Source organism: Streptomonospora alba, from assembly GCF_000826685.1.
GTDB lineage: Bacteria > Actinomycetota > Actinomycetes > Streptosporangiales > Streptosporangiaceae > Streptomonospora > Streptomonospora alba.
In genome coordinates, this window is the sequence record NZ_JROO01000010.1 from 1 (window position 1) to 25,362 (window position 25,362).

Genomic DNA, 25,362 nt, shown 5'->3' on the forward strand with positions numbered 1-25,362 from the left:
AAAAAGCGCACGCTCGACGAAGCACCGGGGTCGGTGGATGAAGCCCCGGCCCGGTAAGCGCATTCAACCCCGTCGACGGGCGCCCGACCATAGGTAAAAGGGAACCGTCGACCGCAGACCCCGGCCATCCGCTGTCCTCGCCGCCCTCGTCGGGCGGGTCACCGGCCGCCCTGGGAGCCGGTGACCGCAGCGGGAGGGCAGGGCGCGGCTCTCGCTGGAGCGCGCGTCGTGCGCTCGGCGGCAAGCTGGCTCGCTCGCTGGGCGAGCTGCGCCCCATTGCCGCAGCCTGCTGGGGCGCCCGGCCCCACGGGGCTCCCGACGGGTGCCTGGCCCCCCGCGGGGTGGCGGTCCGGCTTGAGGCGGGGCTCTCCCCACGTTCGCAGGGCCGGGCCCGGCGGGAGCGCCCTCGCCGGGAGGACTAACCGCGCGCGGTCGCCGCCCCCTCCGGCACCAGGACCTCGACGGCACTCGGGACGGCCTCGGCGCGCAGCGGGAGCGGGCCCGCCGGCTCGCCGTCGGCGTAGGCGCGCATGTCGGGTGTGTGCACCCGTACGGACTCGGCGTGGAAGGTGCGCACCAGGGGATGCGTGGTGTGGGTGCCCCGGTAGATGCTCGGGAACGCCCGCAGCAGTCGGCCCGCCGTGCCCGGGCTCACCACGGTGACCGCGAGCCTGCCGTCGGCGGGGTCGGCGTGCGGGCAGACCCGCATGCCGCCGCCGTAGCAGGAGGTGTTGCCGACGGCGACCAGCGCCGCCTCGAACTCCTCGGTGTGCCCGTCGGCCTCGACGGTGAACGGCAGCGGCCGCAGCCGTCCCAGTTCCACCATGACCGCCGCGGCGTAGCGCATCCGACCGCGCGGCCGGCGCATGCGTTCCGTGCGCTCGACGACCAGCGAGTCGAACCCGCTGGTGAGAACAGTGCCGAACCACAGAGGGCGGTCGGCGCCCTGCGGCGTCGCGCAGCGGCCCAGGTCGATCCGGCGCCGCACGCCGCCCAGCAGGATGTCGGCGGCTGCGTCGGGGTTCTTGGCCGGTATGCCCAGGACGCGGGCGAAGTCGTTGCCGCTTCCGGTCGGCAGAACGGCCAGGGCGGTGGACGTGCCCGCCACCTCTTGCAGCGCGAGGTGGACCATGCCGTCGCCGCCGGCCACGGCCAGCACACCGGCGCCCGCGGCCACGCACTCGCGGACCCGCTGACGGGTCTCGGCGGCGTCGCGTCCGGCCACCACGTCGACCTCGACGCCGTGGGCCAGCAGGCGCCGCGCCGTCCGGCCCGCGATCTCGGCGCTCCGCCGGCCGCCCGCCGCGGGATTGGCCAGCAGCGTGATGGCGGCCGGGGACGTGCCTTCCCCGCGGGAGGTCACGAGCGCTCCGGGAGCAGTTTGCCGGGGTTGAGCACGCCCGCCGGATCCAGGGTGTCCTTGACCGCGCGGAGCACCTCCACGCCCAGGGGACCCACTTCGTCCTGCATCCACGGCCGGTGCTCGGTGCCCACGGCGTGGTGGTGGGAGATCGTGGCCCCGCATGCGGCGATCGCGTCACTCGCCGCGCGCTTGGCCGTGCGCCAGCGTCCCAGGGGGTCCTCGCCGGTGGCCGCCGCGACGGTGAAGTACAGCGACGCGCCCTCGGGGTAGACGTGTGAGACGTGGCAGAGCACCAGCGGCGCGGCGCCGTCGCGGGTCGTCAGGGCGCCGGTGAGAGCCTGGGTGACCGCATCGCGCAGGCCGTGCAGTCCCGACCACGTCGTTGCGGTCTCCAGGGTCTCGGCGAGCACCCCGGCGTCGAGCAGGGCGTCGCGCAGATAGGGGGCGAGGTAGCGCCCGCTGCGCCAGTGGGCGACCGGGTCGGGGCCGAGGTCGCTGCCGCCGGCCCGGCGCAGCGCGGCGGCGCACAGTTCGCGCACGGCGGCCACACGCTCGGCGCGGCCCTCGTGGGTGACCACCGCAAGGCAGCCGGGAGCGGCCTCCTCGCCGGCCAGGACCGCGTTGACCGACGTCTCCTGCTCGTCGGAGAGCCGGACGAGCGTCGGCCGCACGCCGTCCTGGGCCAGGGCGCGCAGGGCGGCGACACCCGTGGCGAAGTCGGGGAAGGTCCAGGCCTCGTCGTGCCGCTCCTCGGCAACGGGGTGCACCCGCAGCGTGACCTCGGTGATCACGCCGAAGACGCCCTCCGAACCGAGCAGCAGCCGGCGCAGCTCCGGCCCGGCGGCCGAGGACGGTGCGCGGCCCAGGTCCAGCGTGCCGCGCGGGGTCGCCGCCCGCAGCGACACCACCATGTCGTCGAAGCGCCCGTAGCCCGCCGAGGACTGGCCGCTGGAGCGGGTGGCCGCGTAGCCGCCGATGGTGGCGTACTCGTAGCTCTGGGGCTGGTGCCCGAGCGTGAGCCCGTGGGCGCCCAGCAGCTCCTCGGCTTCCGGAGTGCGCAGGCCCGCCTGCAAGGTCGCGGTGCGGGACGTGGCGTCCACGGCCACGAGCCGGTCCAGGCGCCGCAGGTCCAGCGCGACGGCCGCGTCGCATCCGCCCCGCAGCGGCTCCACCCCGCCCACGACGCTGGTACCCCCGCCGAAGGGGACCACGGCCACCCGGTGCTCGGCGCACACGGCCAGCACCGCTGCCACCTCGTCGTGGTCGGCGGGCAGCACCACGGCGTCGGGTGCATCGGCCACGTCGCCGGTGCGGCGGCGCAGCAGGTCGGGCGTGCTCTTGCCGCCGGCGTGGCGGACGCGGGCGGCCGCTCGGGTGTCCACGTGGTCGTCGCCGACCGCCGTGGCCAGCGCGGCGCGGGCGGCCCGAGGCAGGCCGCCGGGCGGCAGGCGCAGCTCCGCCTCGGGGGTGCGCGGCAGTCCGGCGTCGGGTGCGATGCCCAGCACCTGCCCGATCAGCTCGCGCTGGGAACCGGTCAGGGAGGCGGCGTGCGCGGGGTCGCCCCAGGCGTCCCAGGACGCCTCCCCGACGCGGTGTGTGGGCTCGGTCATACGTTACAGTTTTCCATATGGTGTCAATCAGTAATGAGGAGGAGGGGGAGGAGCCTCCCTCGGATCCGCTGGCGCAGAGCCTGCTCGACGCGGCCCGCGAGTCCATCGCGGTGTTCGGGCTGCGCCGGCTGACTCTCACCGACGTCGCCCGGCGCGCCGGCGTGAGCCGCCCGACCGTGTACCGGCGCTGGCGAGACATGGACACCCTCCTCGGCGACCTGCTGACACGCGAGATGCGCGCGGTGGTGGCATCGGCCGCGCCCCGCGCCGCCGCGGAAGGGGGCGACGGGCGCAGCCGCCTGGTGGGCGGCGCCGCCTGCGTCCTGGCCGACCTGCGCGCGCACCCGCTGATGGCCCGCATCCTCGACACCGAACCCGAAGCGCTGGTCACCTACACCTTCCGCCGACTGGGCTCCAGCCAGCGCAACGCCCTGGCCACGATCGAGGAGCAGATCCGCGCCGGCCAGGCCGACGGCTCCGTCCGCCCCGGCGATCCCGCCCAGCTCGCGCGGATGGTGCTGCTGGTGGTGCAGAGCGCGGCCCAGTCGTGGCGCCTGACCGAGGACGTCCTCCCGCTGGAGGGCCTCACCCGAGAGGTGAGCCGCATGCTCGACGGTTACCTGCAACCGGGGGAGGGCGAGTCCTGATGGTTCCGACGGCACCGCCGATCCGCACGAAGAAGCCCGCGCCGGATCCGGCGCCCCTCCGCGAAGGCGGGCGGGCGTGACCCGCGCGAGCGCCGCGGGCGCCTCCCTCAACGCCGCGCGCCGCAGTCGCGACCTCGACCGCCTCGACCGCGATCCCGACGTCGACCTGCTGGTCGTGGGCGGCGGAGTCACGGGAGCCGGTATCGCCCTGGACGCGGCCTCGCGCGGGCTGTCGGTGGTGCTGGCCGAAAAGCACGACCTGGCCTTCGGCACCAGCCGGTGGAGCTCCAAGCTCGTACACGGCGGCCTGCGCTACCTCGCCACCGGCCAGGTCGGCATCGCCCGCGAGAGCGCCCGCGAGCGCCACGTCCTGCTCTCCCGCACCGCCCCGCACCTGGCGCGCAAGCTGGCCATGCTGCTGCCCCTGCACAGCGGGATCGGCCGCGCCCAGGCCGCCGTGACCCGCGCCGGGCTGCTGGCGGGCGACGCGCTGCGGATGTCGGCGGGCACCCCCGGTTCGCTGCTGCCCGCCTCCCGCGGCGTCTCACGCCGCGACACCCTCGCCCTCGCGCCGGGCCTGCGCCCCGAGGGCCTGCGCGGCGGGCAGCTGTCCTTCGACGGGCAGTTGGTCGACGACGCCCGCTTCGTCGTCGGCCTGGCGCGCACGGCCGCCGCCCACGGCGCCTGCGTGCTGACCCGCTGCGCCGCCGAAGAGCTGCACGGCGACCGCGCCCTGCTGCGCGATCGGATCACCGGCTCCGCACTGCAGCTGCGCCCGCGCGTGACCGTCAACGCCACGGGCGTGTGGGCCCAGGAACTGGTCCCGCAGGTGAAGCTGCTCCCCAGCCGGGGTACGCACCTGGTGCTCGACCAGAGCGCCTTCGGCGGGCTGCGCTCGGCGCTGACCGTCCCGGTGCCCGGCGACCCGAGCCGCTTCACGCTCGTGCTGCCCCAGCAGGACGGCCGTGTCTACGTCGGCCTTACCGACGAACCGCTCGACGGCCCCACCCCCGACGTGCCGACGGTGCCCGACCACGATGTCGACTTCCTGCTGGACGTCCTCGGCGGCGTGCTGGCCGAGCCGCCGGACCGGGGCGACGTGGCCGGCGCCTACGCCGGGCTGCGGCCGCTGCTGGACGCCGGAGAAGGGCGCAGCGCCGACGTCTCCCGCCGCCACGCGGTCCTGACGTCGCCGGAGGGTGTGGTGACGGTGGTCGGCGGGAAGCTGACCACCTACCGGCGCATGGCCGAGGACGCCGTGGACGTGGCCCTCGCGGGTGCGGGCCTGCGCGCGGGGCCGTGCCGCACGGGCTGGCTGCCGCTCGTGGGAGCGGACGCCCCGGAACGCCTGCGCCGCCTCGATGCGCCCGCGCGCCTGGTGTCCCGATACGGCACCGAGGCCCTCGCCGTGCTCGCCGAGGCCCGGGACCGCCCCGAGCTGCTGGAGCCCCTCGCCGCGGGGGTCACCGCCGCGGAGCTGCGCTGGGCCGTCCGCCACGAGGGCGCCCTGGACGAAGCCGACCTCTTGGAGCGCCGTACCCGTGCCGCCCTGGTCGAGGGGGATGCCGACAGCCTGAAGGAGGCCGCCCGCGACGCCCTGTCCCTGCGGGCGAGCGGGTGAGGCGGCCGGTGTCCTGTTCGGCCGCCTCGGTCGCGAGCCGACGGTGCGGGCTTTCCCCGTTGATCTTGTACCTACGGTCACATGTGATCGCTCACAATGACCGTAGGTACAAGATCAACGCTGATGCGTAGAGCCGGGGCCGGCTGCGCGACCTCACCGTTCACAAAGAGGACCTAGGCGTAGGCCCGCGGTCGTCTCGCATTCCTCACTCCATTTCGCGGGCCAGCAGGGGGATCTGGCCGCCGGCGAGGACGGCTTCCACCTGCGCCGTCGAGAGCCGGTGCCGCAGCCGGTACTCCTCGCCCTTGGTCTCGTTGCGCACGGTCACCTCGCTGTGCGCGGGCAGGGTCCGGGTGAGGTCTTCGAGGACGAGCACGTCGCCCGCCTCGATGCTGTCGTAGTCGGCGGGGTCGGCGAACTCCAGCGCCAGCACGCCGAAGTTGGCGAGGTTCTGCCAGTGGATACGGGCGATCGACTTGGTGATCACCGCGCGCAGACCGAGGTAGCGCGGCGTGATGGCGGCGTGCTCGCGCGACGAACCCTGGCCGTAGTTCTCCGCTCCGACGACGAAGTGCCCCGGGCCGTCGGCGAGTTCCCGCGCCCGCCGCGGGTAGTCCTCGTCGATCCGGGTGAAGGTGAACTCGGCCAGCTTGGGCACGTTGGAGCGGAACGGCAGCGCCGCGGCGCCCGCAGGGGAGATCTCGTCGGTGGAGACGTCGTCGCCGACCTTGAGCAGGACCGGCGCCTCGATGCGGTCGGGCAGCGGAGGGAAGTCCGGCAGCGCCGAGATGTTGGGGCCCTTGACGAGCTCGACGTGCTTGGCCTCCTCCGCCGGCGGAGGAGCCACGAGCATCCGGGTGTTGACGCTGGAGCGCTCCGGCAGCTCCACCCTCGGATACGGCATGTCCAGCTTCTCGGCCAGGTCGCGCGGATCGGTGATGACCCCGGTGAGCGCGGAGGCCGCCGCCGTCTCCGGCGAGCACAGCCACACCGAGTCCTCCTTGGTGCCCGAGCGGCCGGGGAAGTTGCGCGGGAACGTGCGCAGCGAGTTGCTGCCCACCGCCGGCGCCTGGCCCATGCCGATGCAGCCCATGCAGCCCGCCTGGTGGATGCGGGCTCCGGCGCCGATCAGGTCGAAGGTCGCGCCCATCTTCGTCAGGTCGGCGAAGATCTGGCGCGAGGAGGGGTTGACGTCGAAGCTGACCGCGCTGTTGGTCTGGCGCCCCTTGACCATCGCCGCCACGATGGCGAAGTCGCGCAGCCCCGGGTTGGCCGACGAGCCGACGACGACCTGGTTGACCTCCGCGCCGGCGGCCTCGCGCACCGGCACCACCTTGTCGGGCGCCGAAGGCATGGCGATCAGCGGCTCGATCGACGACAGGTCGATCTCGTCGGTGACGTCGTACTCGGCGTCGGGGTCGGCGAGCACTTCGACGAAGTCGTCCTCGCGGTCCTCGGCGCGAAGGAAGTCGCGAACCGCCTCGTCCGCGGGGAAGACGGTCGTGGTGGCGCCCAGCTCGGCGCCCATGTTGGCGATGACGTGGCGGTCCATCGCGCTCAGCGTGTCGACACCCGGCCCGTGGTACTCGATGATGCGGTTCAGCCCGCCCTTGGTGCTGTGCCGCCGCAGCATCTCCAGGATGACGTCCTTGGCCGAGGTCCACTCCGGCAGTTCGCCGGTGAGCCGCACGCCCCAGATCTGCGGCGCGCGCACGCGCAGCGGGCGGCCGGCGATGGCCATGGCGACCTCCAGCCCGCCCACGCCCACGGCCAGCATGCCCAGCGATCCCGCGGCGCAGGTGTGGGAGTCGGAACCGACCATCGTCTTGCCGGGCACACCGAAACGCTGCATGTGGGTGGGGTGGGAGACGCCGTTGCCCGGCTTGGAGTACCACAGCCCGTAGCGCTGGGCCGCGGACTGCAGGAACTCGTGGTCCTCGGCGTTCTTCTCGTCTGCCTGAAGCAGGTTGTGGTCGACGTACTGCACGCTGACCTCGGCCCGCGTCCGGTCCAGCCCCAGAGCCTCCAGCTCCTGCATCACCAGGGTGCCGGTGGCGTCCTGGGTGAGCGTCTGGTCGACGCTCAGCGCGATCGGCTGCCCGGGCACCATCTCGCCTTCGACCAGGTGCGACTCGATCAGCTTGTGTGCGACTCCGCGTCCCATCTCGCTCCTTCCCTCTTTCCGGTCGAGGCTGACCGCACAGGACCGCCGCAAACGAGTCTTGTCGCACAGAACCGGGAAGGGAAGGGGGCGCGGCGTCCGGGGCCGCATCGGACATAAGGGTCCGCCGGCCGCCCGAGCGCGGGCCGGAGCGGCTCAGCCGCCTGCGCCGGGGGCGACGACCTCCATGGGATGGGCCTTCCACGCCTCCCAGTCGGCGCTGATCGCGCTGGCCGTGCCCAGCAGCAGCGGCAGGTGCCGATCCGTCAGCGTCGCCACGGGCGTCTCCGCGGCATGGGCGTTGACGTTGACCGCGGCCACCACCGCGCCCTGGCCGTCGCGGATCGGAGCCGCCACGGAGCGGATGCCCGGCGCCAGCTCCTCGTCGGTCAGCGCCCATCCGCGCGCCCGCACCTTGCTGAGCACCGTGCCCAGTTCGTCGCGCTCGTGGCGGTGCGCCGGCTCGATGCCCGAGCGGGAGTGCTCCGTCAGCCGCCGGTCGAGCTCCTCGGCCGACAGCGCCGCAAGCAGCACCTTGCCCAGCGAGGTCGCCGGCGCCGGGAACCGGGTGCCGATGGTCACCGAGAGGGTGACGAGTTTGGGCACCGCCACCCGCGCCACGTAGACGATGTCGGAGCCGTCCAGCTGGGCGATCGAGCAGGACTCCCCGGTCTGCTTGACCAGCTCGCGCAGGTGCGGAACCGCGAGGTCCCACATGCTCTGCGAGCGGATGTAGGCCATGCCCAGGTCGAGCACGCGCGGGGTCAGCGAGAACTCGCCGTCGCTGCTGCGGACGTAGCCCAGCTGCTCCAAGGTGATCAGGATGCGCCGTACCGTGGGCCGTGCCAGTCCCGTGGCCGCTGCCAGCTCCGAGAGCGTCATCGCCGGCCGCCCGGGCTCGAAGCAGCGCAGGACGTCGAGTCCGCGCGCGAGCGCCTCGATGAACTCGGGGGTGCTGTCTCGACGCATGCGCGACCTTTCGTTTCGATCCTCTCGCCCGGTTGCGGCGGCCACCGGTTCAGCGTAGCGCCCGGCGGCGCAGGAGCCGGTGGGCGAGGTGCGCCGTGCGCCGGGACGAGGGGCGGCCCCGGAGCCGCCGGGGGCCGCCCCTCGCCGTTCAGTCGGCGGCCTCGGTGCCGCGCAGTGCGCCGCGCCGCCGCAGCAGCACCGGCACCGCCGCCGCCAGGCCCAGCACGACGGCGCCCGCCCCGGCCCAGAGCGGGGGAGCGGACTGCCCCAGCAGGGCGTCGAGGGAGTAGGCGCCGGGGCCGGTGAAGCCCAGCGCCGCAGCGATCAGGGCGTAGACCAGCGCGACCTCGTAGCCGCCGTGGTGGGCCCACAGCCCTTTTTCGGCGTTGGCGGAGGCCGCCACGGTCATCGTGCCGACGGCGATCGCCGTGCCCAGCGGCGTCAGCAGGCCCAGCAGGATCAGGACGGCCGCCACCGCCTCCGAGACCGAGGCCAGCACCACCATCGGGCGTGCGGGGCGGAAGCCCAGGCTGTGGAACATCGACGCGGTCCCCTCAAGGCTCGCGCCCCGGAACCAGCCCAGGCTCTTCTGCGCGGCATGCCCCATCAGCAGCGCCGCCAGCGCCAGGCGCAGCAGTAGTAGTCCGATGTCCACGGCGGATCACGTCCTCGGCTGCAGTACGAAGTCGAACTCGGCGGTGACGAAGGGGGTGTCGAAGGCGGTGCCGTCGGGGGCGGTGCCCGACTCGTGGCGTCGGAAGGGGACGATCAGCTCCTGCTTGGTGCCGAAGACGACGTCGGAGTCGAGGTACTGCGCACCCTCCTCGAAGATGTGGGTGATCAGCTTCTCGTAGCCGGGCTCGTCGATCAGGAAGTGGATATGGGCGGGCCGGAAGTGGCTGATCTCGGTGCGCTCGATCAGCTCGCCCACGGGCCCGTCCATCGGGATGGTGTAGCCCTTGGGCACGACGCTGCGCAGGCAGTACGTGCCGTCCTGGCGCGTGCGGTACTTGGCCCGCAGCCGCGCCTCGTCGACCTCGGGCAGCTGGGCCTCGTAGACCCCGTCGGAGTCGGCCTGCCACACGTCCAGCACGGCGCCGCCGACCGGGTCGCCGCCGTCGTCGCGGACGGTGCCGTGCACGAACAGCGGCGCGCCCTCGGCGCCCTCGGACATGTCGTGGCCGTAGGGGGCGGTGGGGGAGCCGTCGATGTAGAAGGGGCCCAGCACGGTGGCGGGGGTGGCGTCGGGGCCGAACCGGTTGTTCATCTGGACTACCAGCATGCTCAGCCCGAGCACGTCGGAGGCCAGGATGAACTCCTCGCGCTTGTCGTCGCTGATCCGCCCGGTCTCGGTGAGCCAGCGCATCGCCGCCATCCACTCGTCCTCGGTGAGGTGCACCTCGCGGGCGAAGGCGTGCAGGTGGCGCACCAGCGCGGTCATCAGCTCGGCCAGCCTGGGCGACTCCGCGGTCGCCCAGCGCTGGACCGCCAGGTCGGTGATGTTGTCCTCAGTCGCGTAAGGCATCGTCGTCTCCGTCCTCGGGTGCGGTGTAGGTGGCGTTGCGGTCGACGAGTAGGTAGGTGTCCATGGCCATCGGGCGCCGCCGCTCCTCGGCGAGCTGTCCCAGCAGCCCTCCCGCCCGCGCCAGCAGGGCGAAGCCGCGCAGCAGGTCGGGGGGCAGGTCCAGGTCGGCCAGCGCCGCACCGCACACGCCCGCGCCGTTGAGGACCAGCCGGCGCCCCAGCACGCGCTCGTGCGTGCGGCCGATCGCCTCGAACAGGCGCAGGTGCGGGCCGGTGAGCCCTTCCTCCTCGGCGATGCGCAGCAGGGCGGGGGTGCGCGGGTCGCCCTGCTTGTGCACGGGGTGGCCCAGGCCGGGGATGATCCGCTTGGCGGTGCGTTCGCGGGTGACGACCTCCTCGGCCAGCGCGTCCCACTCGGCCTCGGTGGCGGGCTCGTCCTCGCGCTGGGCCAGGACGTCGGCCAGGAAGCGGCCGGTGTCCTCGGTGACGCCGAGGAACCGCGAACCGCCCCCGAGCAGGCCCGCGGCCAGGGCGCCCTGCAGGGAGTCGGGCGCGCTGAGATAGGTGAGCCGGGCCGCGATGGCGGTAGGGGTGAAACCGTGGTCGGCCAGCGCCACCAGGCACGCCTCGAACAGGCGCACACGGCCGGGGGAGGGCCGCTTCTGCGTCACCATCCACAGCACGAGCTCGCCGAAGCCGACCTGTCCCATCAGGTCATCGGCCAGGTCGCGGCCCAGCAGCGAGATGGTGGATTCCGTCGAGGTGCCCAGCGAAGTGGGGAAACTCGGCCCACCGCCCCCCTCTCCGCCGGCGGTGCCGCTGCGGTCGCCGTTTTCAGCCATCGTCGCCCTCCTGGTCGTCGCGGTCGTCGTTCAGCCACGCGCGGATCTGCGCGGAGTGCTCGTCGAGCCGGGGCGGCGCGTGGTCGTAGCGCGTCCGGCTGCGCGAGAAGGTGATGGGGTTGCGGATGCCCGGAACGGCGTCGGCGCCGCTGCCCGCCTGCACGACCGGATCCAGACCCAGGGAGTCGGCGAAGGCCACGCCCTCGTCGACGGTGTTGATCGGTGCGCAGGCCACGCCGCGGGCGAGGAGGAGGTCGAACCACTGGGCCTTGGTGCGCGCGGCGAGCGCCTCGACCAGGTGGGGGCGCAGCGCGTCGCGGTTGGCGGTGCGGTCCTGGTTGTGGGCGAAGCGGGGGTCCTCGACCAGGTCGGGGCGCCCCAGCGCCTCGCACAGGCGGGCGAACTGGCCGTCGTTTCCGGCGATGACGATGAGGTCGCCGTCGGCCGCCGGAAGCGGCTCGTAGGGGAACAGGCTCGGGTGGGCGTTGCCCATCCGGTGGGGCACGGTGTCGCCGGCCGCGTAGGCACCCGACTGGTTGACCAGCCCCGACAGCGCTGATGAGAGCAGGTTGACCTCGACGTGCTGGCCTTCGCCGGATTCGTTGCGCTCCTGGAGGGCGGCCAGGACGCCGATCGACGCGTGCAGTCCGGTGATCACGTCGAACACCGAGATTCCGGCGCGGAAGGGCGGGCCGTCGGGGTCGCCGGTCAGACTCATCAGCCCCGAGATCGCCTGGACCATGAGGTCGTAGCCGGGGATGGAGGCGCCCTCGCCCGAGCCGAAACCGGAGATGGAGGCGTAGACGACGCCTGCGTTGGCCTCCCGGACCGTCTCGTAGTCCAGGCCGAAGCGCTTGAGGCCGCCGGGCTTGAAGTTCTCGATCACCACGTCGGCCCGCCGGGTCAGCTCTCGCGCCGCCTCCAGGTCCTCGGGATCGGACAGGTCCAGGCTCAGCGAACGCTTGTTCCTGTTCACCGACAGGAAGTAGGTCGCCTGGTCCCCGCGCGTCGGCGGCGACCAGGTCCGCGAGTCGTCGCCACCGGGGCCCTCGACCTTGACCACCTCGGCGCCGAGGTCGGCCAGCAGCATCGTCGCGTAGGGGCCGGCAAGGATCCGCGAGAAGTCCGCGACCAGCAGGCCCGAGAGCGGGCCGCCCCCCGTGGGGTCGTTCATCAAGAGACCTTCCTCGTGACCTGTGTCCACTGTTCGGACTTGCGTCCGGAAAACCAGGGTCGACCGGGAGGGGCGGCGTGTCAATACCCGGAGAGTCGTGCTGGAGCCGTTCTGTCGGCGCAGTGTCCGACGCGCCGTGGCGCGCGGACGCGAGGGGGAGGGGTCGGCCATTGACAACCGACCTCCCTCGGATCACTCTTGGGTGGATATCGTGATCGCCTGACGGACGATTGTCCGTTCCGCTGTACGGGAGCGCCACATGTCCGACCCCACCCCCCGCAACCCCGCGCCCGAACCCGGGCGCCCCCTCGTCTTCAGAAACGGCACCGTCCTGGTGATGGACGGAACCGGCAGGGTCCTGCCCGATTCCGACGTGCTGGTGGTCGGCGACTGCATCGAGGCGGTCGGCCCCGGCCTCGACGCCCCCGAGTCCGCACAGGAGATCGACGCCTCGGGCGGCATCGTCATGCCCGGCATGATCGACACCCACCGCCACATGTGGCAGACCGTCATGCGCGGCTACGGCGCCGACTGGACCCTCTCCCAGTACTTCGTCTGGTACTACCTGGACTGGGGCTCCCGGTTCCGGCCCCAGGACATCCACGCCGGAAACCTGCTCGGCGCCTGGGAGGCCCTGGACGCCGGAGTGACCACCACCGCCGACTGGTCGCACGGGCTCGTCACACCCGAGCACGCCGACGCCGCCCTCGACGCGCTGGAGTCGGTGCCGGGGCGCTGGGTGTTCGGCTACGGCAACATCCACGCGGGTCCCTGGGAATGGGCGGCCTCTCCGGAGTTCCGCGCGTTCTACGACCGGCGCATCCACGGCAAGCGCGGCGACCGGCTCGGCTTCCAGATCGCCTTCGACGTCACCGGCGACGCCTCCTTCCCCGAGCGCCCCGCCTTCGAGACCGCCCGGGAGCTGGGGGTCGAGGTCACCACGCACGCCGGCGTGTGGGGCGCCACCGGGGACAACGGCATCCGGCTCATGCACGAGCACGGGTTCATGACCCCCGGGACCGTCTACGTGCACGCCGCCTCGCTGTCGGAGGACTCCTACCAGCGCATCGCCGCCAGCGGGGGCTCCGTCTCGGTCTCCACCGAGAGCGAGCAGAGCGCCGGGCAGGGGTACCCGCCCACCTGGCGGCTGCGGCGCCACGGCATCCCCGTCTCGCTGTCGATGGACACCGGCGTGTGGTGGAGTGCGGACCTGTTCAGCGCCATGCGGGCCACCCTGGGCGCCGACCGCTCGCGCGAGCACCTGGAGGCCCACTCGCGCAGCGAGACCGTCACCCACAGCCATCTGCGCGCCGAGCACGTCGTCGACTGGGCCACTCGCGGCGGCGCGCGCGCCCTCGGGCTGTCCCGGTCGGTGGGAAGCCTGGAGCCGGGCAAGAAGGCCGACGTCGTGCTGATCAAGAACGACGCCTCGCCCGCGATGTTCCCGATCCTCAACCCCTACGGCCACGTCGCGTTCCAGGCTCAGCGCGGCGACGTGCACACCGTCGTGGCCGACGGCCGGGTCGTCAAGCACGAGCACCGCCTGGTCGAGGCCGACCTGCAGGCGGCCCGCCGCGCCGCCGAGTCCACCGTGGACTACCTGCGCGACGAGATGGGCGACGCCTGGAACGAGGGGATGAACCCCGACATTCCGCCCACGAAGATTCTGGACAACCCTTATACCTACACGGAGTTCCGCGACTCCTCCACGCGTCGCAGCCAGGAGCCCGCGGGCGAGGCGTGAGCCGGTCCGCGTCGGTCCGCCGGGCGCCGTCCGTCCACGGCGTCCGGCGGGACCGGGACAGGGCGGTGGTGGGGGAGCGGTCTCCGCAGGGCGAAGCGCGCACGGCGCGGATCGCGGCGGCGTGCGGGCGAAGGGGGCGCCGCCGAAGGCCGGAGAGAGGGCCGCTGGGCGGCGGGCGCGCGGGCACGCTCGGCGTCTGCGGAGGGCCCGGCCCGGCGCGCGCTCCGCTACGCAACGGGGGTTGACGGTCGCGCAACGCTACCTTACGCTCACTGGAACATTACGAAGTGTGTTCGTAATGGGTAGCCGATCACCGGCGTCCTCGTTCGAGGCGCCCCGTCGGCGGAGTCGCCTGAGTGGCGGCAGGCCGCCGCGCGAGGCCGAGTCGCGGTGCGTGATCCGCGCTGCGCTCCCCGTGGGCGGCGCCCTGGCCCGCTGCTGTGCCGTTCCCATCGAGACCGATTGCCGACGATCCGCTGCACCGCAAATTGTTAGCGCTAACATTCCTTCGCTCCGCAGCCGGAGACGGAGCCGCCGCGGCTCCCCGCGCCCGGAGCGTGAGCAGGGCCGGTCCCCCAACCACGAGCCCGAGGAGCACCCCCCATGACCGCACACTCCCGAACCCCCTCGGCAGGACTCTCACGGCGGAGGCTGCTGGGCGCCGCGCTGGCGACCGGCGGCGTGGCCGCCGCGGCCGCCGCCGTCGGCACCCTCCGCCCTGAGGGTGCCGCAGCGGACCTGCGCGCCGCCGATTACCCGCTTCCCGGCCAGGTGACCGGGGACGTCCGGGTGCACGACCCTAGTTTCGTCAAGCGCCCCGGCGGCGGCTATCTCGTCGCCCACACCGCCCCCGACATCGGCCTGAAGACCTCCGGCGACCGCACCGCCTTCAGCGACGCCGGGACGGTCTTCCCCGGCGGCGCGCCGTGGACCACCGAGTACACCGGCGGCGAGCGCAACCTGTGGGCGCCGCACCTGTCGTACCTCAACGGGCGGTACCACCTGTACTACTCGGCGTCCACCTTCGGCTCGAACCGGTCGGCGATCTTCCTCGCGACCAGCACCAGCGGCGACTCCGGCAGCTGGACCAACGAGGGTGTGGTCGTCGAGTCGTGGACCTCGCAGGACTTCAACGCCATCGACCCCCACCTGTCCGTGGACGCCCAGGGCCGCTGGTGGCTGGCGTTCGGGTCCTACTGGTCGGGCATCAAGATGATCCGCATCGACCCGGCGACGGGCAAGCGGCTCGGCGACGCGTGGCACTCCCTCGCCGGACGCGGCGGGGACTCCATCGAGGCCCCGACCATCTTCCGCCACGGCGGCCGGTACTACCTGTTCGTCTCCTTCGGCGCGTGCTGCCAAGGTGCCGACAGCACCTACCGGGTCATGGTCGGGCGCTCCTCCGACATCGCCGGCCCCTACTACGACCGCAACGGCACCCCGATGACCTCCGGCGGCGGCACCGAGGTCCTGGCCGGCCACGGCGGCATCCACGGCCCCGGCCACCAGGACGTCTTCGCCGACTCCGACAGCGACGTCCTCGCCTACCACTACTACGCCGACGACGGCACGGCCCTGCTGGGACTCAACCTGCTCGGCTGGGCCAGCGCCGACTGGCCCTACGTGCACTGAGGCTGCGCGTAGGCCCCGGGCGGGCGGCCCCGGACCGGAGCGGAGGTGCGCACGCACCGTCCGTTCCTCCAGGCCGGGGCCGCTCCTCGCGGTCCGCTGCCGCGGCCGCCGCGGCAGCCGCCAGGGTTCCCCCGACTGCCCACCCTGCACTCAGCGGAGCCGATCACCGGTGAGCGACCTCTGCGGCCCCGCGGCTCCCGGCGCCGCTGCGGCCGCATCCGGTCACCGCCGCCGTACGTCGCGTGCCCGCGGCGGGGGTACACCTCGCCGCGGGCGGTCGAGCGGAGGGAGCCGGGGTGGCGACGGTGCTGGCGGGCGCGCACGTGGACCACGCCGTGCACATGTCCGGGCTGCCCGCGTGGCTGCGCGTCGGCGTCGCCCTGGTCCTGGCCGTGGTCGCCGTCGTCCACGCGCAGCACGGAGCGCAGATGGCGGGCCAGCGGCGGTGGTGGCACCTGGGGCACGCGGTCATGGCCGCCGGGATGGCGGCGATGTACCTGCTTCCGCGCATGCGCTACGAGGGCCTCCACCACGGCGGGCTCGTGCTGTTCGCGCTGCTGGCCGCGGGCACGGTCGTCGCGGCGGTGGGACTGCGCTCGCGCGAGGGGGCGCTGAACCCGATCTGGACGATGTCGGCACTGGACTACCTGGCCATGGTCTACATGCTCGCCGGCCCTGCGGTGCGCCCGGCGTGGCTCGGGTACGCCCTCGCCGCCTACTTCTCCTGCGCGGTCCTGGGCTGGGCCGCCCGCGCGTTCGACCGGCTGCCCGTGTTCGCCCGACCGGTGGCGGTCGGGGCCGGGCAGGCCGGACCCGCGCTGCTGTCGGCGCCGCCGGACGGGGACTCCGGCGGCCGGAGCCGTTCCCGGATGTCGGTGGCGCTGACTCTGGCCGTGATGGCGGCGGCCATGGCCGCCATGCTCGTCGCGATGTAGCTGACGCCCGAGCCGGGGCACGGGCACCCGGCGGCGGCCGCAGACCCCCGTGCGCTGCCGGCCTCGGCGGCTAGGCTGAGATCATGGCCGCCCCGGTGACCGTGTTCCTGTGCGGGGACGTGATGCTCGGCCGCGGCGTCGACCGGATCCTGGCGCACCCCGGCGATCCCGAGTTGCGCGAGCCCTACATCCGCGACGCGCGCGAATACGTCCGGTTGGCCGAGGAGCGCAACGGCTCCGTCCCCGCGCCGGTGCACCCCGGCTATCCGTGGGGCGAGGCGCTGGAGGAGCTGGAGGCGGCCGCCCCAGACGCACGGGTGGTCAACGTCGAGACCGCGATCACTCGCAGCGGCGACTTCGCGCCCGGCAAGTCCGTGCACTACCGCATGCATCCCGGCAACGTCGCCTGCCTGGGCGCCGCCCGTCCCGACGCCTGCGCCCTGGCCAACAACCACGTCCTCGACTTCGGCCGCGCGGGTCTCGCCGAGACCCTCGACGTGCTGGATGCCGCCGGGCTGCGCGCGGCGGGGGCGGGCCGCGACCTGCAGGAGGCGCGCCGCCCCGCGGCCGTGCCCCTGCCCGGCGGTCGGCGCCTACTGGTCTTCTCGTTCGGCATGGCCTCCAGCGGCATCCCGCGGGAGTGGGCGGCGGCAAGCGGCAGCCCCGGCATCGACCTCGCCGCCGGCACCGCGGCCGACACCGCCGCGCTCGCCGAGCGCATCGGCGCCGCCAAGCGCCCCGGCGACGTCGTCGCCGCCTCGGTCCATTGGGGGAGCAACTGGGGCTATCGGGTCGAGCCCGAGCAGAGCGCCCTCGCCCGCGCGCTGATCGACGCCGGAGCCGACATCGTGCACGGGCACTCCTCCCACCACCCGCGACCGATCGAGATCCACCGCGGACGCCTCGTGCTCTACGGCTGCGGCGACCTGGTCAACGACTACGAGGGCATCCCGTCCCTCAGTCACCGCCACCCGGAGGACTACCGCGGCGACCTGCGGCTGCTGTACTTCGCCTCGGTCGAGCCCGGCACGGGCGCGCTCGCGGGCCTGCGGATGGTCCCCCTGCGGGCGCGGCGGATGCGGCTGGAGCGCGCCGGGGCCGAGGACGCGCGGTGGCTTCAGGAGACGCTGGACCGCCTCAGCCGCGGGTTCGGTGTACGCGTGCGCTCCGAGCCCGGCGGTTCGATGACAGCGAGCCCGGCGGCGCGGGCGTGAACTCGCCTGCGCCGCCGGGCTCGACCGGGGCCCGCCCAGCGGACACGGGGCGGCCCCTCCCGCTGGGAGGTGACGGGAGGGGCCGGGATGGGGGAAGGTCCACTGTGTGGCCGCCGCCCCCGGGAGTGGCTACTCTCCGGTCGGGACGCGACGCGGAGCGGGGTAGCGGATGCTCTCCACCATCTCGGAGATGTGCCGGGCGGGAGGCGGGGTCAGCAGCGACACCACGACCGTGACCACGGCGTTGACCAGGGCGCCGACGGCGCCGATGCCCTCGGGGCTGACCCCCAGGATGTGGTCGTGCGCCGACAGCCCGAACACTTCGAGTGTGTAGAGCATGTAGGTGATGGTGAAGCCCAAGCCGACGATCATGCCGACCGCGGCGCCGATCCCGTTACACCGCTTCCAGAAGATGCCCAGCACGATGGCCGGGAAGAAACTGGAGGCGGCCATACCGAAGGCGAACGCCACCACCTGCGCCACGAAGGCCGGCGGGTTGATACCCGCGATCACCGCCACGAGGATGGCCGCCGCCATCGCGATCCGGCCGACCAGCAGCCGCTCCTGGTCGCCCGCGGTCCGGCGGACGTAGCGGAACCAGATGTCGTGCGACACCGAGGAGGAGATGACCAGCAGCAGGCCGGCCGCCGTGGACATCGCCGCGGCCATGCCGCCCGCGGCGACCAGACCGACGATCGGTGCGGGCAGTCCGGCGATCTCCGGCGAGGCCAGCACCAGGATGTCGTTGTTGACCGTGAGGTCCGCGCCGGCGGTCGGGTCGTTGCTGACCGAGTTCACCACGTCGGCGTTCTCGTTCACCGTCACCAGACCCGTGGCCGCCCAGTTGTCCACCCAGGCGGGCAGGTTGTCGGTGGCGGTCCCGTTCACCCCTTGGAGGAGATTGAGCTTGGTGAAGGCGCCCACGGCCGGAGCGGTGGTGTAAAGCAGGGCGATGAAGAACAGCGCCCAGAACGCCGAGTAGCGCGAGCCGCGCACCGTCTTTGTGGTGTAGAAGCGGATGATCACGTGCGGCAGACCCGCCGTGCCGATCATCAGCGCCATGGTCACCAGGAAGATGTCGACCATCGGCCGCGAGGTGAACGGGTCGGTGAAGACCTCCATGCCGAGTTCGGTCGACAGCGCGTTCAACTCGTTGAGGATCTGGCCGAAGGACACCTGGGGGATGGGGATGCCCGTCATCGTCTGGGCCACGGCGACGGCCGGGATCAGGTAGGCGATGATCAGCACCGTGTACTGGGCCACCTGGGTCCACGTGATGCTCTTCATGCCGCCCAGCACGGCGTAGACGAAGATGACCACCGCGGCGATCATCACGCCGTAGGTGATGTCGATGTTGAGGAACCGGCTGAACACGATGCCGCCGCCGTTCATCTGCCCCACCACGTAGGTGAAGGACACGATCACGGCCGCGACCGCGGCGATCGTTCGCACCAGTTCGGAGTACCGGTCGCCGACGAACTCGGGAACCGTGTACTTGCCCCACTTGCGCAGGTAGGGCGCCAGCAGCAGGGCGAGCAGCACATAGCCGCCGGTCCAGCCCATGAGGTAGATGCTGCCGTCGTATCCCAGGAAGGCGATCAGGCCCGCCATCGAGATGAACGACGCCGCCGACATCCAGTCGGCACCGATCGCGGCGCCGTTGGCGATGGTCGGGATGCCGTGGCCGGCCACGTAGAAGCCTTCGGTCTCCTTGACGCGGCTGCGCCAGGCGATCGTCATGTAGATGCCGAAGGTCAGGACGATGAAGATCGTCGTCCAGATCTGGATGTCACTCATGACTCGCCCCCCTTCTCGGCAGTGCCGCCGGTGGGCTCGTCGTCGTACTCGTAGACGCCGAACTCCTTGTCAAGGCGGTCCATGTACAGGCAGTAGGCGAGAATCAGCAGCAGGAACACGTAGATCGATCCCTGCTGTGCGAACCAGAACCCCAGAGGGAATCCGGCGATGACGATCTGGTTCAACTGCTCGACGAAGAGGATGCCCGCGCCGAACGACACGGCGAACCAGATGATCAGCAGGACCACCATCAGCCGGAGGTTCTTCTTCCAGTACTCGCGCCTCCAGCCGTTGCCGCCCGGGGGAGGCGGACTATTGTCTTCCGTTTCAGCCACGATCGCTTCTCCTAGTAACCGGGTAGGGACTATCGATGGGCGGGCCCCGTACCGCTGGACTAGACACCAACGCACGTGTGGCATGGCGCACAAGTCCGATGGCGCCGAACGGCCGATCCGTCTTTCGAGCGGTCGCCTGGGCACCACGAATGGCCCAGATCACACTCGGGACCGTTCGCGAGCACCGGCCGACCGCTGGCGATACATGCCCGTCCTCCTGCCCTCGGCCCCCTCAACACGCAGGTCATCCGCGGATAGGATGCGGCCATGTCAGCTTCCAACGGCTCCGCCGTCCCCGCCGCGCCCGCCGCGCGGCGCGGAATCCTCCACGCGGGCAGCCTCCGCATGATCGGCGGCGGCCTGCTGCTGATCATCGGCGCCTTTACGCCCTGGGTGTCCACTCCGCTGGGCAACCTGTCGGCCATCGCAGGTCCCGGGCTCTGGCTGCTGTGCGCCGGCGTCATCGCCGTCGCCGGCGCCCTGCTGCCCCACCGGCGCGTCGCCATCGCCCACGCGTTGGTCCCGGCCGCGGCCTGCGGGGCGATCGTGCTCTGGCAGCTCGGGACGATCGCGTACTACAGCGCGGAGACCGCGACCTGGGGCAAGATGCTGCCGGGCGCCGGCATGGTGATCGTCGGCGGCGGGGTGGCGCTGCTCCTCACTGCGGCCCGCCGCATGTACAACGCGAGCTGAGCCGTGCGCGACCCGGTGCGCGCCGACGACGGGCGCGAGCCTTCGCTGGGCTCGGCCGACGAACACGACACCCCCGCCGAAGTCGACGCCGCGTTCCGCACGCTGCGGCGGGTCGCCATCGGCCACGTCGCGGTGTTCACCTGCGTCATCATCGCGGTTCCCCTGCTGACCGCGGCACTGGGCTGGTGGTCCCAGGGACGGCTCTCCGGCGGCATGAGCCCCATGTTCGCCATGACGGCCTTCGGGCTCTACGCCTTCTTCTTCGTCATCTGCCTGGCGGCCGCCACCCTGTCCAACGCGGTCGAAGAGCGGATGCTGGGCGGACCGGCCCGTGAGGCCCACCACGACGAGGAGGGGACGCTCCCGCCGTGATGACGAGCATCCTGCTTCTCGTCGTCCTGCTCGCGGCCGTCGGGTCGGTTGCGATCCTGATCCGCCCGCAGCGTGCCTCCACCTTCGAGTTCTACCTCGCGGGGCGTCGGGTCGGCGTGGTCACCAACGCCTGCGCCATCTGCGGCGACTACTTCTCCGCCGCCTCCTTCCTCGGCGTGGCGGCGGCCGTCTACGCCTCCGGCCTCGACGGCATGTGGTACGCCACCGGTTTCGCAGCCGGCTTCGTCCCGGTGCTGCTGTTCATCGCCGCACCGCTGCGCCGCTTCGGTGAATTCTCCATCCCCGACTTCCTGGGCCGGCGGCTGGAGTCCAACAGCGTGCGGTTGACATCGGTGGCGATCGTGCAGCTGATCATCCTGGCCTACCTCGTGCCCCAGGCGGTGGCCAGCGGCATCATCTGGGAACTGTTCATCGGTCAGGGCGTGGGCGGCCTCTCGGCCTACGCCACCGGCGTGCTCGTCTCCACCGCCGCGATCATGCTCATGGTCGCGCTGGGCGGCATGCGCGGCACCACCTGGACCCAGGCCGTGCAGTTCCTGATGCTGCTGGCCATCTTCGTGTGGCTGGCGATCATCGTGGTCGCCTCCGGCTTCAACTACCCCGACGCGCTGAGGGAACTGTCCTCGCGCCCGCTGGCCAACCCCGTGGAGTCCGGCGGCACCTGGCGGCTGGAGGAGGTCACCAACCGGCTGCACCCCGAGTCCCCGGCCTACTTCGGCGAGCCCGGCGGACAGTACAGCCAGCTCGGGCAGTTCGCGTTGATCCTCTCGCTGGCGCTGGGCACCGCCGGGCTGCCGCACATCATGAACCGCTACTTCACCAGCCCCACGGGCACGGCCGCGCGCATGACCACCGTGTGGGTGGTGGGCCTGGCCGGGCTGTTCTACACCCTGGCGGTGCTGCTGGGCACCGCCGCCCGCTCCGTCATCCGCGACGTCTCAGCCGAACTGCCCTGGCTGGCCGAGCTGACCACCGAAGGAGTACTGCGGGTACCCGAGTACGCGCTGCTGGTACTGGGCCAGGTCTTCGGCGGCCGTGCAGGGTTGGGGCTGATCGCGGTCGGCGCGCTGGTGGCGGTGCTCTCGACCATCGCCGGCCTGCTGCTGGCCTCGGCCGCATCGTGGGGCCACGACATCTACGAGCGCTACATCAATCTCCACGCCACCCAGAACCAGGCGCTGTGGGCCGGCCGCGCCGCGGTGGCCGTCGTCGCCGCTCTCTCGGCAGGGCTGGCACTGGCCGTGCGCCCCGAGAGCCTCACCGGACAGTTTCCCTCTATCGTTGCGACCATGGTGACCTGGGCGTTCGCTCTCGCGGGATCGGCCCTGACCCCCGTGTTCATCCTCGCCATCTGGTGGCGGCGCACCACCGGAGCGGGCGCCGTGGCCGGTATGGTCACCGGTGCCGTGACAGCGGTGACCATGTGTGCCGCAGGAGTCCTCATGGGCGATACGCCCTACGCGGCGGTGCTGATGACCCCCACCGTCGTCTCCGCGCCGTGCGCGGCCGTGGCGACGGTGGCGGTGTCGCTGGCGAGCCGGCCGCCGCAGGACATGGACCGGATCTGGGTGCGCATGCACGGCACCGCGGCCGATCGCCGCGCCGTCAGGATCGCCCGCCTGACCGTGGCCGGTATCGGCAGGCGCAGCAGGGAGGGCCGATGAGCAACGGCAGCCTCCCGCTGGCCGGCGTCGTCCTGCTCGCATGGGGGGCGGTGTACCTGGTCACCCAGCTGATCACCGCACCTCCGCTGGGCACCGGCACCACGGTGCTCATCGGAGCCGGTCTGACCACCGCGCTGATCGTCGGCTACCCCTCGGCACTGCGCGGGCCGCGCAGCAAGCGCTCCGTGCAGCCGGCCTCCGCACGTGTCCAGCAGGGGCGCCACGGCACCACGATCGCCGCGGTGGGCCGGTCGATGCCGCTGCGCTCCGGGCTCACCGCCGAGAGCGCCCACCGCACCGCACAACTGCTGCAGCCCCTGCTCAGCGGCGCGGCGGTGGCGATCACCGACCGCGAGCACGTCCTGGCATTCGCCGGCCCCGGCGCCGACCACCACCGCTCCGGCGACGACGTGGTCGCGCCGACCGCTCGCGCGCTGAACCGCGGCAAGACCGTGCTCGTGCGGCGCCGCGGCGAGCTGCGCTGCCCGAACGGCGACTGCCCGCTGCGCACGGCCGTCATCGTGCCGCTGACCGACGGCAACCGCACCGTCGGCACGCTGCAGGTCTATCGCGGCGACGGTGCGCTGTCGCCGCAGGGCGTCGTGGAAGGGCTGGCCGGCATCCTGTCGCTGCACCTGGAGTTGGCCGAGCTCAACCGCCGCCAGCGGCTGGCCGTCGACGCCAAGCTCGACGCCCTGCGCGCCCAGATCAACCCGCACTTCCTGTTCAACACCCTCAACACCATCGCCTCCAAGGTGCACACCGACACCGAGGAGACGCGGCAGCTGCTGGTGCGCCTGTCCGACTTCTTCCGCTACGTGGTGCGACAAGAGGGCCACTTCGCCGAGTTCGGCCAGGAGTACTTCTTCGTGCGCACCTACGTCTCGCTGGAGCAGGCCCGCTACGGCGACCGGGTGCGGGTGCGCTACGACATCGACCCCCAGGTGCTCACCGCGCACGTGCCGGTGCTCATCATCCAGCCGCTGGTGGAGAACGCGATCAAGCACGGGCTGGCCGGCAAGGTCGAGGGCGGCACCGTGACGCTGAAAGCCCGGGTGGACCCGCTGACCCGCACCACCTCCATCCGCGTCGCCGACGACGGCGCCGGAATCCCCGCCGACCTGCTGAAACGGATATCCGACGGCGAACGCGGCGAAGGCGACGGCCAAGGGCTGAGCAATATCGCGGGGCGCTTGGCATCGCTGTACGGTGAGCGCTATCGTCTGGACATTCAGTCCACCGAGAACGGCGGCACTGTCGTGGATCTGCAGATACCCCTTGGATGAGCCTATGCGCGCGCGTTGCCTCATCGTCGACGATGAGGCCCCGGCGCGGGCGGACCTCCGTTACCTTCTGTCGAGATTCGATCACGTCCAGGTCGTCGGCGAGGCGTCCAACTCCGAAGAAGCCCTGCTGCTGCTGGACTCCCTGGACTACGACCTGGTGCTGATGGACATCCGCATGCCCGGCGGCACCGGCCTGGACATCGCGCGCAAGCTGCGCGAGGCCGCCAACCCGCCGCGGATCATCTTCACCACGGCCTTCCCCGACTACGCTGTCGAGGCCTTCGACCTGGACGCGGCCGACTACCTGGTCAAACCCTTCGACGCCGACCGGCTCGCGCGGGCGCTGGACCGCGCCCTTGCCACGCGGGCCGAGGAGGCCGAGGTCCAACCCGTGCCCAAGCGCTCGGACGGCTCCGAGCCTCCGCACCGCATACCGGTGCACAAGGGCGACCGCACCGTGCTGCTCAACGAGTCCTCGATCATCTACGCGGGCGCGGCGCGCGGCTACTCCTACCTGCAGCTGTCCGACGAGCGGGTGCTGGTCAACTTCTCGCTCAACGAGCTGGAGCGCCGGCTGCGCGGCGCCCAGTTCTTCCGCGCGCACCGCTCCTACCTGGTCAATCTCGACTACGTCCGCGAGCTGGCGCCCGACTTCCGGGGCACGCTGATGCTGCTGATGGACGACCCCCGCAAGAGCCGGGTGGAGGTCTCCCGCCGCCAGGCCCGCGAACTGCGCCGCGTGCTGGGGCTGTAGGCGCCGGCCGCGGGCGCAGGGTGGAGGACGCCTTTCAGGAGAGCGGCGGTTCACCGGACCGGAACCGGCTCAGGCCTCTGCCGCCGCGTCGCCATGGAGCCGGTCGATCCGGGTACGGGAAGACGGGCCGCGGCGGAAACCGCGGTCCCGCCTTCGAGCGTCTGCAGGCGTCCGACGGCGGCCGCCCCTCGTTGTTCACAGCAGGGCCAGCGTCCAGGCCAGGCAGGCCGCCGAGGCCGTCGACAGCAGCGTCCGCACGGTATTCCAGCCGGTCCAGGGCTCTTCGAAACGGCGGCGCACCGCGGCCGGATCGGTTCCGCCCCCGGGCCCGGAACGGTCCAATTCGTCGTTCATCCGAATGTTGAACAGGCGGGTTATCGCGGTCATCGCCAGATAGAGCACCAGCGCCGCGACGACCGGAATCAGGATTCCGCGCTCACCGCGGACGAGGGCCAACACCGCGGTCAGCGCCGTGGCCACGGGGGCGCCGAGGAATACGAGCAGGAACCAGCCGTTCAGGATCGCGACGTTGATTCGCTGCATGACCTCGATGAACACCGGATCGGACACGCGGCGCAGAGCCGGCATGACCGCGCAGGAGAATACGAAGAAGAGTCCGGCGACCATGCCGGTCGCCACCGCCGCCACACTCAGCGACAGCAGAATCGCAAGTTCCATCGAACCGTCCTCGGTTTCGTCGGTTTCGGCGAGTCGAAAGGGATACCGCTGAGAATCCCACGGTGGCCCGACGACCGCCCTTCTGGAGGGCCCGAATGCGAGAGGCGTGTTCCTTCTCCGCTCGGTGTTCACGCCGCCGTGGTCTACAAGGGGGAGAGACCGGGCTCGGGCCCCGGTGGTGCCGCTCCCGAGCTGAAGCGGCCTCGGTCGACGGCTTCGTGCGCTGCGGAGAATGATTGCCCCCCTTGACGGAAACCGCTTTCCCCGTACATTTGTGCCTGTCGCGTTCGAGCGCGTGGTTCGGCGCGTACCCCGAGCCGTCGCGG

At 72.3% G+C, this 25,362-nt stretch carries 22 protein-coding genes; 11 read left to right on the top strand and 11 right to left on the bottom strand.

Annotated elements, in window-relative coordinates; all coding sequences use genetic code 11:
* Positions 1 to 418 precede the first annotated feature (418 nt).
* The gene (locus LP52_RS06210; protein WP_084722956.1) at positions 419 to 1,363 is read right to left on the bottom strand and encodes a diacylglycerol kinase; all 945 of its coding nucleotides are present in this window, start codon (positions 1,361 to 1,363) and stop codon (positions 419 to 421) included.
* On the bottom strand, positions 1,360 to 2,973 hold the full coding sequence (locus tag LP52_RS06215; RefSeq protein WP_040271568.1) for an FAD-binding oxidoreductase: 1,614 nt from the start codon (positions 2,971 to 2,973) through the stop codon (positions 1,360 to 1,362). The genes LP52_RS06210 and LP52_RS06215 overlap by 4 nt, the downstream gene beginning before the upstream one ends.
* 17 nt (positions 2,974 to 2,990) lie before the next feature.
* Between LP52_RS06215 and LP52_RS06220 the strand changes: the two genes are divergently transcribed.
* Positions 2,991 to 3,620 carry a TetR/AcrR family transcriptional regulator gene (locus LP52_RS06220; protein WP_084722957.1) on the top strand — a complete coding sequence of 210 codons (630 nt, stop codon included), beginning with the start codon at positions 2,991 to 2,993 and terminating at the stop codon, positions 3,618 to 3,620.
* Positions 3,621 to 3,696: 76 nt separating this feature from the next.
* Positions 3,697 to 5,241: a glycerol-3-phosphate dehydrogenase/oxidase gene (locus tag LP52_RS06225; protein WP_040271569.1), complete on the top strand. Its 1,545-nt coding sequence runs from the start codon at positions 3,697 to 3,699 to the stop codon at positions 5,239 to 5,241.
* Between the two features lie 205 nt (positions 5,242 to 5,446).
* Here LP52_RS06225 and LP52_RS06230 read toward each other — a convergent pair whose 3' ends face one another.
* The 6 genes from LP52_RS06230 to LP52_RS06255 all read right to left on the bottom strand — a co-directional run bounded on the left by LP52_RS06230 (position 5,447) and on the right by LP52_RS06255 (position 11,911).
* Positions 5,447 to 7,405: an aconitate hydratase gene (locus LP52_RS06230; protein WP_040271571.1), complete on the bottom strand. Its 1,959-nt coding sequence runs from the start codon at positions 7,403 to 7,405 to the stop codon at positions 5,447 to 5,449.
* A gap of 153 nt (positions 7,406 to 7,558) precedes the next feature.
* Positions 7,559 to 8,371 (bottom strand): IclR family transcriptional regulator domain-containing protein, encoded by an 813-nt coding sequence (locus LP52_RS06235; RefSeq protein WP_040271573.1) that lies wholly within the window; start codon positions 8,369 to 8,371, stop codon positions 7,559 to 7,561.
* A 148-nt stretch (positions 8,372 to 8,519) separates the two neighbouring features.
* Positions 8,520 to 9,026: a DoxX family protein gene (locus tag LP52_RS06240; protein ID WP_040271574.1), complete on the bottom strand. Its 507-nt coding sequence runs from the start codon at positions 9,024 to 9,026 to the stop codon at positions 8,520 to 8,522.
* Positions 9,027 to 9,032: 6 nt separating this feature from the next.
* Positions 9,033 to 9,896 carry a dioxygenase family protein gene (locus LP52_RS06245; protein ID WP_040271575.1) on the bottom strand — a complete coding sequence of 288 codons (864 nt, stop codon included), beginning with the start codon at positions 9,894 to 9,896 and terminating at the stop codon, positions 9,033 to 9,035.
* Positions 9,880 to 10,737: a citryl-CoA lyase gene (locus LP52_RS06250; RefSeq protein ID WP_052809510.1), complete on the bottom strand. Its 858-nt coding sequence runs from the start codon at positions 10,735 to 10,737 to the stop codon at positions 9,880 to 9,882. Before LP52_RS06250 ends, LP52_RS06245 begins: the two co-directional genes overlap by 17 nt.
* The gene (locus tag LP52_RS06255; protein WP_040271576.1) at positions 10,730 to 11,911 is read right to left on the bottom strand and encodes a CaiB/BaiF CoA transferase family protein; all 1,182 of its coding nucleotides are present in this window, start codon (positions 11,909 to 11,911) and stop codon (positions 10,730 to 10,732) included. The genes LP52_RS06250 and LP52_RS06255 overlap by 8 nt, the downstream gene beginning before the upstream one ends.
* Positions 11,912 to 12,170: 259 nt before the next feature.
* Here LP52_RS06255 and LP52_RS06260 point away from each other — a divergent pair, with 259 nt between their 5' ends.
* The 4 genes from LP52_RS06260 (at position 12,171) to LP52_RS06275 (ending at position 17,436) form a co-directional block, all read left to right on the top strand.
* Positions 12,171 to 13,655, top strand: coding sequence for an amidohydrolase family protein (locus LP52_RS06260; RefSeq protein WP_040271577.1), 1,485 nt, complete (start codon positions 12,171 to 12,173; stop codon positions 13,653 to 13,655).
* 603 nt (positions 13,656 to 14,258) lie between these two features.
* The gene (locus LP52_RS06265; RefSeq protein WP_040271579.1) at positions 14,259 to 15,287 is read left to right on the top strand and encodes an arabinan endo-1,5-alpha-L-arabinosidase; all 1,029 of its coding nucleotides are present in this window, start codon (positions 14,259 to 14,261) and stop codon (positions 15,285 to 15,287) included.
* A gap of 296 nt (positions 15,288 to 15,583) precedes the next feature.
* A complete protein-coding gene (locus tag LP52_RS06270) occupies positions 15,584 to 16,222 on the top strand; it encodes a DUF5134 domain-containing protein (RefSeq protein WP_052809511.1) in 639 nt (212 codons plus the stop codon).
* Between the two features lie 83 nt (positions 16,223 to 16,305).
* The gene (locus LP52_RS06275; RefSeq protein WP_040271580.1) at positions 16,306 to 17,436 is read left to right on the top strand and encodes a CapA family protein; all 1,131 of its coding nucleotides are present in this window, start codon (positions 16,306 to 16,308) and stop codon (positions 17,434 to 17,436) included.
* A 129-nt stretch (positions 17,437 to 17,565) separates the two neighbouring features.
* Here LP52_RS06275 and LP52_RS06280 read toward each other — a convergent pair whose 3' ends face one another.
* Both LP52_RS06280 and LP52_RS26240 read right to left on the bottom strand, forming a co-directional pair.
* Positions 17,566 to 19,233, bottom strand: coding sequence for a sodium:solute symporter family protein (locus LP52_RS06280; RefSeq protein WP_040271582.1), 1,668 nt, complete (start codon positions 19,231 to 19,233; stop codon positions 17,566 to 17,568).
* The gene (locus LP52_RS26240) at positions 19,230 to 19,568 is read right to left on the bottom strand and encodes a DUF4212 domain-containing protein (RefSeq protein WP_238580757.1); all 339 of its coding nucleotides are present in this window, start codon (positions 19,566 to 19,568) and stop codon (positions 19,230 to 19,232) included. Before LP52_RS26240 ends, LP52_RS06280 begins: the two co-directional genes overlap by 4 nt.
* A 267-nt stretch (positions 19,569 to 19,835) precedes the next feature.
* Between LP52_RS26240 and LP52_RS06290 the strand changes: the two genes are divergently transcribed.
* The 5 genes from LP52_RS06290 to LP52_RS06310 are packed head-to-tail and all read left to right on the top strand — an operon-like array spanning position 19,836 to position 24,358.
* A complete protein-coding gene (locus LP52_RS06290; RefSeq protein WP_040271583.1) occupies positions 19,836 to 20,261 on the top strand; it encodes a hypothetical protein in 426 nt (141 codons plus the stop codon).
* Positions 20,262 to 20,264: 3 nt separating this feature from the next.
* Positions 20,265 to 20,633: a hypothetical protein gene (locus LP52_RS06295; RefSeq protein WP_238580758.1), complete on the top strand. Its 369-nt coding sequence runs from the start codon at positions 20,265 to 20,267 to the stop codon at positions 20,631 to 20,633.
* Positions 20,633 to 22,318 (top strand): solute symporter family protein, encoded by a 1,686-nt coding sequence (locus LP52_RS06300; RefSeq protein ID WP_040271584.1) that lies wholly within the window; start codon positions 20,633 to 20,635, stop codon positions 22,316 to 22,318. The genes LP52_RS06295 and LP52_RS06300 overlap by 1 nt, the downstream gene beginning before the upstream one ends.
* Complete coding sequence (locus tag LP52_RS06305) at positions 22,315 to 23,604, top strand: GAF domain-containing sensor histidine kinase (protein WP_040271585.1); 1,290 nt, start codon at positions 22,315 to 22,317, stop codon at positions 23,602 to 23,604. The genes LP52_RS06300 and LP52_RS06305 overlap by 4 nt, the downstream gene beginning before the upstream one ends.
* Positions 23,605 to 23,608: 4 nt before the next feature.
* Positions 23,609 to 24,358 carry a LytR/AlgR family response regulator transcription factor gene (locus tag LP52_RS06310; protein ID WP_040271586.1) on the top strand — a complete coding sequence of 250 codons (750 nt, stop codon included), beginning with the start codon at positions 23,609 to 23,611 and terminating at the stop codon, positions 24,356 to 24,358.
* Positions 24,359 to 24,553: 195 nt separating this feature from the next.
* Here the strand turns inward: LP52_RS06310 and LP52_RS06315 are convergent, their stop codons facing one another.
* Positions 24,554 to 25,168 (bottom strand): anthrone oxygenase family protein, encoded by a 615-nt coding sequence (locus LP52_RS06315; protein WP_238580759.1) that lies wholly within the window; start codon positions 25,166 to 25,168, stop codon positions 24,554 to 24,556.
* Positions 25,169 to 25,362: the final 194 nt, after the last annotated feature.

Excerpts from the sequence above, each read along its gene's own strand:
- LP52_RS06215 (WP_040271568.1), bottom strand. The coding sequence starts at position 2,973 with ATGACCGAGCCCACACACCGCGTCGGGGAGGCGTCCTGGGACGCCTGG.
- LP52_RS06220 (WP_084722957.1), top strand. The coding sequence starts at position 2,991 with ATGGTGTCAATCAGTAATGAGGAGGAGGGGGAGGAGCCTCCCTCGGAT.
- LP52_RS06230 (WP_040271571.1), bottom strand. The coding sequence starts at position 7,405 with ATGGGACGCGGAGTCGCACACAAGCTGATCGAGTCGCACCTGGTCGAA.
- LP52_RS06235 (WP_040271573.1), bottom strand. The coding sequence starts at position 8,371 with ATGCGTCGAGACAGCACCCCCGAGTTCATCGAGGCGCTCGCGCGCGGA.
- LP52_RS06245 (WP_040271575.1), bottom strand. The coding sequence starts at position 9,896 with ATGCCTTACGCGACTGAGGACAACATCACCGACCTGGCGGTCCAGCGC.
- LP52_RS06250 (WP_052809510.1), bottom strand. The coding sequence starts at position 10,737 with ATGGCTGAAAACGGCGACCGCAGCGGCACCGCCGGCGGAGAGGGGGGC.
- LP52_RS06255 (WP_040271576.1), bottom strand. The coding sequence starts at position 11,911 with ATGAACGACCCCACGGGGGGCGGCCCGCTCTCGGGCCTGCTGGTCGCG.
- LP52_RS06260 (WP_040271577.1), top strand. The coding sequence starts at position 12,171 with ATGTCCGACCCCACCCCCCGCAACCCCGCGCCCGAACCCGGGCGCCCC.
- LP52_RS06265 (WP_040271579.1), top strand. The coding sequence starts at position 14,259 with ATGACCGCACACTCCCGAACCCCCTCGGCAGGACTCTCACGGCGGAGG.
- LP52_RS06275 (WP_040271580.1), top strand. The coding sequence starts at position 16,306 with ATGGCCGCCCCGGTGACCGTGTTCCTGTGCGGGGACGTGATGCTCGGC.
- LP52_RS06280 (WP_040271582.1), bottom strand. The coding sequence starts at position 19,233 with ATGAGTGACATCCAGATCTGGACGACGATCTTCATCGTCCTGACCTTC.
- LP52_RS06290 (WP_040271583.1), top strand. The coding sequence starts at position 19,836 with ATGTCAGCTTCCAACGGCTCCGCCGTCCCCGCCGCGCCCGCCGCGCGG.
- LP52_RS06300 (WP_040271584.1), top strand. The coding sequence starts at position 20,633 with ATGACGAGCATCCTGCTTCTCGTCGTCCTGCTCGCGGCCGTCGGGTCG.
- LP52_RS06305 (WP_040271585.1), top strand. The coding sequence starts at position 22,315 with ATGAGCAACGGCAGCCTCCCGCTGGCCGGCGTCGTCCTGCTCGCATGG.
- LP52_RS06310 (WP_040271586.1), top strand. The coding sequence starts at position 23,609 with ATGCGCGCGCGTTGCCTCATCGTCGACGATGAGGCCCCGGCGCGGGCG.